This window comes from Armatimonadota bacterium (genome assembly GCA_031081675.1).
In the GTDB taxonomy this organism is placed as follows: Bacteria; Sysuimicrobiota; Sysuimicrobiia; order Sysuimicrobiales; family Kaftiobacteriaceae; genus Calidihabitans; species Calidihabitans tengchongensis.
On record JAVHLZ010000019.1, the window covers coordinates 36,499 to 42,815 of the forward strand.

General features: G+C 72.9%; 6 protein-coding genes. 4 read left to right on the top strand and 2 right to left on the bottom strand.

What is annotated here, in order from left to right:
• Positions 1-73 precede the first annotated feature (73 nt).
• Positions 74-1,174 (bottom strand): sn-glycerol-3-phosphate ABC transporter ATP-binding protein UgpC, encoded by a 1,101-nt coding sequence (ugpC, locus tag RB150_08295; protein ID MDQ7820535.1) that lies wholly within the window; start codon positions 1,172-1,174, stop codon positions 74-76.
• Positions 1,175-1,217: 43 nt separating this feature from the next.
• Positions 1,218-2,261 (bottom strand): bifunctional phosphoglucose/phosphomannose isomerase, encoded by a 1,044-nt coding sequence (locus tag RB150_08300; protein MDQ7820536.1) that lies wholly within the window; start codon positions 2,259-2,261, stop codon positions 1,218-1,220.
• An 85-nt stretch (positions 2,262-2,346) separates the two neighbouring features.
• Here RB150_08300 and RB150_08305 point away from each other — a divergent pair, with 85 nt between their 5' ends.
• From RB150_08305 to RB150_08320, 4 genes are read left to right on the top strand one after another with little or no spacing between them, the layout of a single operon-like run.
• The gene (locus RB150_08305; protein ID MDQ7820537.1) at positions 2,347-2,670 is read left to right on the top strand and encodes a hypothetical protein; all 324 of its coding nucleotides are present in this window, start codon (positions 2,347-2,349) and stop codon (positions 2,668-2,670) included.
• 4 nt (positions 2,671-2,674) lie between these two features.
• Entirely contained in the window at positions 2,675-4,477 is a 1,803-nt protein-coding gene (locus tag RB150_08310) for a hypothetical protein (protein MDQ7820538.1), read from the top strand.
• A gap of 3 nt (positions 4,478-4,480) precedes the next feature.
• Positions 4,481-5,017 (top strand): mechanosensitive ion channel, encoded by a 537-nt coding sequence (locus tag RB150_08315; protein MDQ7820539.1) that lies wholly within the window; start codon positions 4,481-4,483, stop codon positions 5,015-5,017.
• A 28-nt stretch (positions 5,018-5,045) separates the two neighbouring features.
• The gene (locus tag RB150_08320; GenBank protein MDQ7820540.1) at positions 5,046-5,972 is read left to right on the top strand and encodes an NAD-dependent epimerase/dehydratase family protein; all 927 of its coding nucleotides are present in this window, start codon (positions 5,046-5,048) and stop codon (positions 5,970-5,972) included.
• Positions 5,973-6,317: the final 345 nt, after the last annotated feature.

The window sequence follows — 6,317 nt, forward strand, 5'->3', positions numbered from 1 at the left end:
CTTCCCTGCCGCCCATGGCCGGAGCAATCCCCTCCGGCAGGCGCCACGGCGTCGGTATTGCCCTGCTAACCCGTTAGATGATCGCTTCCTGCGTCTGTGGGTTGAACAGGTGCATCTTGCGCATGTTCACCACCACCTCCACCGCCTGGCCCATGCGGGCGTCGGTGCGGGCGTCCATGCGGGCCACCAGCGAGTGGCGGCCGACGGTCAGGTACAGGATCACGTCCGAGCCCAGGGGCTCGTGGACGTCCACCGTGGCCCGCAGGGTCCACTCCGGGCGGGCCCCGTCGGTCAGCGCGCGGTCGGCGATGTCCTCGGGCCGGATGCCGAAGACCACCGCCTTGCCCAGCCAGGGCCGGGCGTAGGGCACCAGGTCGGCGGGGACTTCCAGGCGGAAGGACCCGGCGTCCACGAACACCCGCCCGTTCTCCTCGGCCAGGACGGCGTCCACGAAGTTCATGGCCGGGCTGCCGATGAAGCCGGCCACGAAGATGTTGGCCGGCTTCTCGTACAGGTTGAGGGGGGTGTCCACCTGCTGCACCACCCCGTCCCGCATCACCACGATCCGGTCGCCCATGGTCATGGCCTCCACCTGGTCGTGGGTGACGTAGATGGTGGTGGTCTGCAGCCGCGCCTGCAGCTTCTTGATCTCCGCCCGGGTCTGGACCCGCAGCTTGGCGTCCAGGTTGGACAGGGGCTCGTCCATCAGGAAGACCTGAGGCTCCCGCACGATGGCCCGCCCCAGGGCGACCCGCTGCCGCTGTCCCCCGGACAGCTGCTTGGGCTTGCGGTCCAGCAGCCCCTCGATGCCCAGCATCTCGGCGGCCTCCTTGACCCGCCGGTCGATCTCGGCCTTGGGGTACCGGCGCAGCCGCAGGCCGAACGCCATATTCTCGTAGACGGTCATGTGCGGGTACAGGGCGTAGTTCTGGAACACCATGGCGATGTCGCGGTCCTTGGGCGGCACGTCGTTGACCCGCCGGTCGCCGATGTAGATGTCCCCGGCGGTGGGCTCCTCCAGCCCGGCGATCAGCCGCAACGCCGTGGTCTTCCCGCACCCGGACGGCCCCACCAGAACCGTGAACTGCTTGTCGGGAACGTCCAGGGTCACATCGTTGACCGCCGTCACCGGCCCGAACTTCTTGGTCACGCCTTCCAGCCGCACCCGCGCCACGATTGCTCCCTCCGCCCCCTCCGGATGTCCGGTCCTGGACGCATCACGCCTGCGCCAGCCGGCGCTTGAGCTCGTCGATCACCGGCACCGGCGTGGGGTCCACCCCGCGCAGCAGCGCCAGGTACCAGCTCACAAAATCTCCCACGACAATGATAGAGCACAGCCGGGCCAGAAGGCCACGCCCCCGGGCCCAGACCTCGTCCACCCCCGCCGCCCGACAGAAGGCCAGATCCCGGGTGATGGCCACCCGCCGGGCTAGGCGCGGGGGCTCCCGGGGATCGCGCAGGATGACCACGTGGCAGCGCCGGGCCAGGTCCGGGTCCAGGCCCCACCCCACCGTCTCGTTGTGGTTCAGCTCCGGAAAGGTGTTCCAGGCGGCCAGGGTCTTGGCGTTCTCGTTGATCTGGTCCTTCCAGCGCTGGGCGGCGGGCTCCAGCAGCGGGGTCGCGCTGTAGATGAGGGGCAGGCGGCCCACCAGGCTGTCGGCCAGCGCCCGGGCGGGGTTCTCCGGGCGCCCCGGGGCCAGCTCCTCGGCCACGGAGGCGGCGACGTCGGCGGCCTCGGCAGCGTCCTCATCGAAGGAGCGGACGGCGCCGGCGGCCGCCAGGATCGCCACCATGGGCAGGAACATGTACGGCAGGGCCGCCCGGGGAGGCAGGCCGGGGGGCACCACCACCGCCGGGTCCCCCCGCTCGCGGGCGCGCCGCAGGAGCGACCCGCCCGATGTGATGGCGACGCAGCGCGCTCCCCGCCCGGCCGCCTCCTGGTAGGCGGCCAGCGTCTCCTCGGTCTCGCCCGAGTAGCTGCAGGCGAACAGGAGCGTCTCGGGGCCGACCCACCCGGGGACCCGGTAGTCCTTGACCACCACGACCGGCGGCGCGGCTTCCTCGTACAGCACCGCCCGCAGCAGGTCCCCGCCGATCCCGGATCCCCCCATGCCCGCCACCACCACCGCGCGGGGCCGCGGGGGCGGGGAGACGCCCGACGCCAGCGACCAGGCTTCCGTGCACATGCGGGGGAACAGGCTGATCAGGCGGAGCATGCCCCCGGGATCCCGGGCGGCAATGCTGGCGGGGTCGAACACCATGGTGGTCCCTTTCGGCGCTCCCGCAGGGGACCCTGCTCGGCGCCGGACAGGAACTCCGGCGATGGCGCAGCGAATCCTCGCAGGGATGCCGCGCGATGACGGCCGTCTGTCCGGGTCGGAGATCCGCCGCCTCCGCGAACTGCGGGAGCGGGTCACGGTGGCTGCGCTCACCCTGCCCGTGCCCCTCCAGCGGCGGCTGCTGGAGCTGCTGGAACAGGCGCGGCCCTGGACGGTGCCCGCCCGCCCGGTGCCCGAGATGACCCGGGGGGAGCTGGTCCGGGCAATCCGCTGGCGCCTGGGCACCATCCCCCTGCCGGGAGCGGCGGCGGCGGCGGCGTTCGTCGACCGCCACCGCCGCCTGGCGTCTGCCGGCCGGAGGAGGGCGCGCGCCGGCCGGGAGGGACGGTAGCGCGATGCGCGACAGAGTCGCGGGCATGGGGGCCGGGCCGGACGATCAGGAGTCTGCCGACCCGCTGGCGCTGCTGGCCGACCGCGTGGACCTGTCGGTGGTCCCGTTCACCGACAGGGGCAGCCGCCTGCTGGTGTTCTTGGACGCCGACCGCACCCGCTTCCACATCCGCCTGTGCGAGCGCTGGCCGCGGCTGGACTACGTGGAGGGCGACTACCGGGCGCGGCGCCCGCTGGTCAAAGACCTGCACCTGACCGACGGAGACGGCCACCCCCTGCCCCTCACCGTCCACACGGCGCCCCACCGGCTGGACCTGGTGACGCCGCGGGGGACCTCCGCGGTGGTCTTCGCCGACCCGGAGGTACTGCTGCTGACCCTGCCGGAGGGACGGGTCGGGGTGCGCTGCGCCGTGCGGGCCGAGTGGGCGGCCACCGACGCCCGGGGGGCGCGCTTCCGCGGCGCCCGCAACGTGGCCCTGACCACCAACGCCCGCATCGAGCAGGCCACGGTCGACCGCCAGGGTCTGTACTACCTGGTGGACCTGCGGGTGGACGCCGGCTCGTGGGCTGCGGTCTCCCTCAACATCACCCCGCGCCTGGGCTTCTCCCGCACCCTGCACCCTCAGCAGGCGATCCAGGAGAGCGAGCGCCAGTGGCGCCGCTGGTTTGAGGCCGTCCCGCCCGTGCACCCCCGCTACCACCACGCCTACTTCTATGCCTGGTGGGTCATGCGGGCGGGCCTGATCAGCTCCCGCTACTACCTGACCCGGGAGGCGATGGTGCCCAGCAAGGTGCGGTACGTGGGGGTGTGGCAGTGGGACGCGTTCTTCCACGCCCTGGCCTACCGCTACGTGGACACCCGCCTGGCCGCCGATCAGTTTCGCATCTTCATCGACCACCAGCGGCCCGACGGGATGCTGCCCGACGCGGTCCACGACGAGGGCGTCATCGACCATTTGGCCTACCCGGTGGACGCGCCGGTGACCAAACCGCCCCTGGCCGCCTGGGCGGCGTGGAAGGTGTACGAGGTCACCGGCGACGCGGACTTCCTGGCGGAGGTCTACGCCCCCCTGGGCCAGTGGGCCGAGTGGTGGTTCGCCCACTCCGACCAGGACCGGGACGGGGTGCCGGACTACGGCCACCCGTACTCCTCGGGGATGGACGACAGCCCGCTGTGGGATGAGGGCATGCCGGTGGAGTCGCCGGACCTGGCCACCTACCTGGTCCTGCACATGGACGCGCTGAGCCGGATGGCCCGGACCCTGGGCCTCGATGCCGATGCCGCGCGGTGGGCGGAGCGGGCCGACGGACTGACCCGGCTGATGGCGGAGCACTTCTACGACCCGGCCTCGGGGCTGTTCTGGGCCGTGCGCCCGACCCGCGACCACCGGCGGGTGGAGGTCCTCACCCCCGTCAGCCTCCTCCCCCTCGCCACGGGACGGCTGGGCCGGACGGTGGCCGACCGGCTGGTGGCACATCTGGTGGACCCCGCGCACTTCTGGCCCCGCTTCCCCATCCCCACCGTCGCCCGCAGCGACCCGCGCTACACTCCCACCCAGATGTGGCGGGGCCCGACCTGGGCCAACATCAACTACCTGTTCGTGGAGGCTCTGCTGGCGGCGGGGTTCCCGGAGGTCGCCCGTGCGCTGGCCGACCGCACCCTCCAGATGGCCGGCGGCTACTGGGACCTGCCCGAGTACTATCACCCGGAGACCGGGCTGCCGCCTCCCGGGGCGGCGCCGTGCCAGGGGTGGACGGCCGCCACCGTCATCGACCTGGCGATCCGCCGGTCCCGGGGGGAGATCTGACGCATGACTGCCGAGGCACTGCACCGGCTGCGGGAGGCCCTGCGGGGCTTCGAGACCGCGCTCACTGTCACCGCCATCGTGCTGGGCGCGGCGGTGGCGATGCGCCTGGCGCCGGCCCTGATCCGCCGCGCCCTGGCGGCCCGCACCGGTGTCCTGGACGAGCCGCGCCGGCGGACCCTGCAGTCCCTGCTGGAGAGCCTGGCCCGCTACCTGCTGGCGTTCATCGCCCTGGTGATGGTCCTGCGGGAGCTGGGGGTGGACGCCACGGCGATCCTGGCCAGCGCCGGCGTGGTGGGCATCGCCGTCGGCCTGGGGGCCCAGACCCTGATCCGGGACATCATCGCCGGGGTGCTGCTGATCTCCGAAGACCTGCTGCACGTGGGCGATGTCATCACCGTGGACTCCCGCACCGGCACCGTGGAGCGCATCGGCCTCCGCACCACCCAGTTCCGCACCGACGACGGCGAGGTGTGGACCATCCCCAACGGCCGGCTGGAGATCTTCGGCAACCGCGGGCCGCGTCGGGGAGGCTCCCCGTGAGGACCGCCGGCGCGGCGGGGGGCGGCGCGTGAGGGTCCTGGTCACCGGGGGAGCCGGATTCGTGGGGTCCCACGTGGCGGAGGCCTACCTGGCGGCAGGCCATCAGGTGGCGGTGGTGGACAACCTGAGCACCGGGCGGCCCGAGCACGTGCCGTCCCGAGCCGCCTTCTACCCGGTGGACATCCGCAGCGCGCAGCTGCGGGAGGTGTTCGAGCGGGAGAGGCCGGAGGTGGTCAACCACCACGCCGCCCAGGCGTCGGTGGCCGCGTCGGTGGCCGACCCCCGCGCCGACGCCGACGTGAACGTCCTGGGCACGGTCCACCTGCTGACCCTGTGCGCGCAGTTCGGCGTGCGCCGGTTCGTCTTCGCCTCCACCGGCGGCGCCATCTACGGGGAGCCCCTCCGCCTGCCGGTGGACGAGGACCACCCTTGCGCGCCCCTGTCGCCCTACGGGACCAGCAAACTGGCGGCCGAGGCGTACGTGCGCCTGTTCGGCCGCATGGGGCTGTCCTGGGCCGCCCTGCGGTACGGCAACGTCTACGGCCCCCGTCAGGATCCCATGGGGGAGGCGGGGGTGGTGGCGATTTTCGCCCGGGCCATGCTGGACGGGCGCGCCCCCACCATCTTCGGCGACGGGCAGCAGACCCGCGACTTCGTGTACGTGGAGGATGTGGCCCGGGCGAACCTCCTGGCCACCGACGCGGCCGGCTGCGACGTGGTCAACCTCGGCACCGGAACCGAGACGTCGGTGGCCGAGATCTTCCGGATCCTCGCCGCGCTCACGGGTTTTCGCGACCCGCCGCGGTTTGCCCCGCCGCGGCCCGGGGACGTGCGCCGCATCGCCCTGGACGGCACCCGGGCCCGCCGCTGGCTGGGATGGGCGCCGCAGGTCCCGCTGGAGGAGGGTCTCCGCCGCACGGTGGACTGGCTGCGCATCACCCCGCCCCGCCCATAGGGGCCCGCCCCCGGGCGCACCGGCAGGACCCTTCCCTCCCCGTTGGAATATCAATGATTAATACATGATTCCCGGGGCGCGCTCACGACCACCCCTGCCGCGATCCCCGAGCCCGTCCTGATCACCGGCGTCGCCGGACTGGTCGGGTCACGCTTGGCGCACCGCCTCCGGGAAATGGCGTCACCCTGGCCCGGGCGCTGCGCGTCCTGTCGTGGTCGCTGCTGCTCACACCGAGCCGCCCGCTAAACGCTCCGGCCATTCCCCCGCAGGCAGGCCAGCCCCCCGCCGTGCGCCGAAACTCTTCCCGGGGCCGGTCTTTCGTCGGGCCGGACCGGAGGTCCGCCG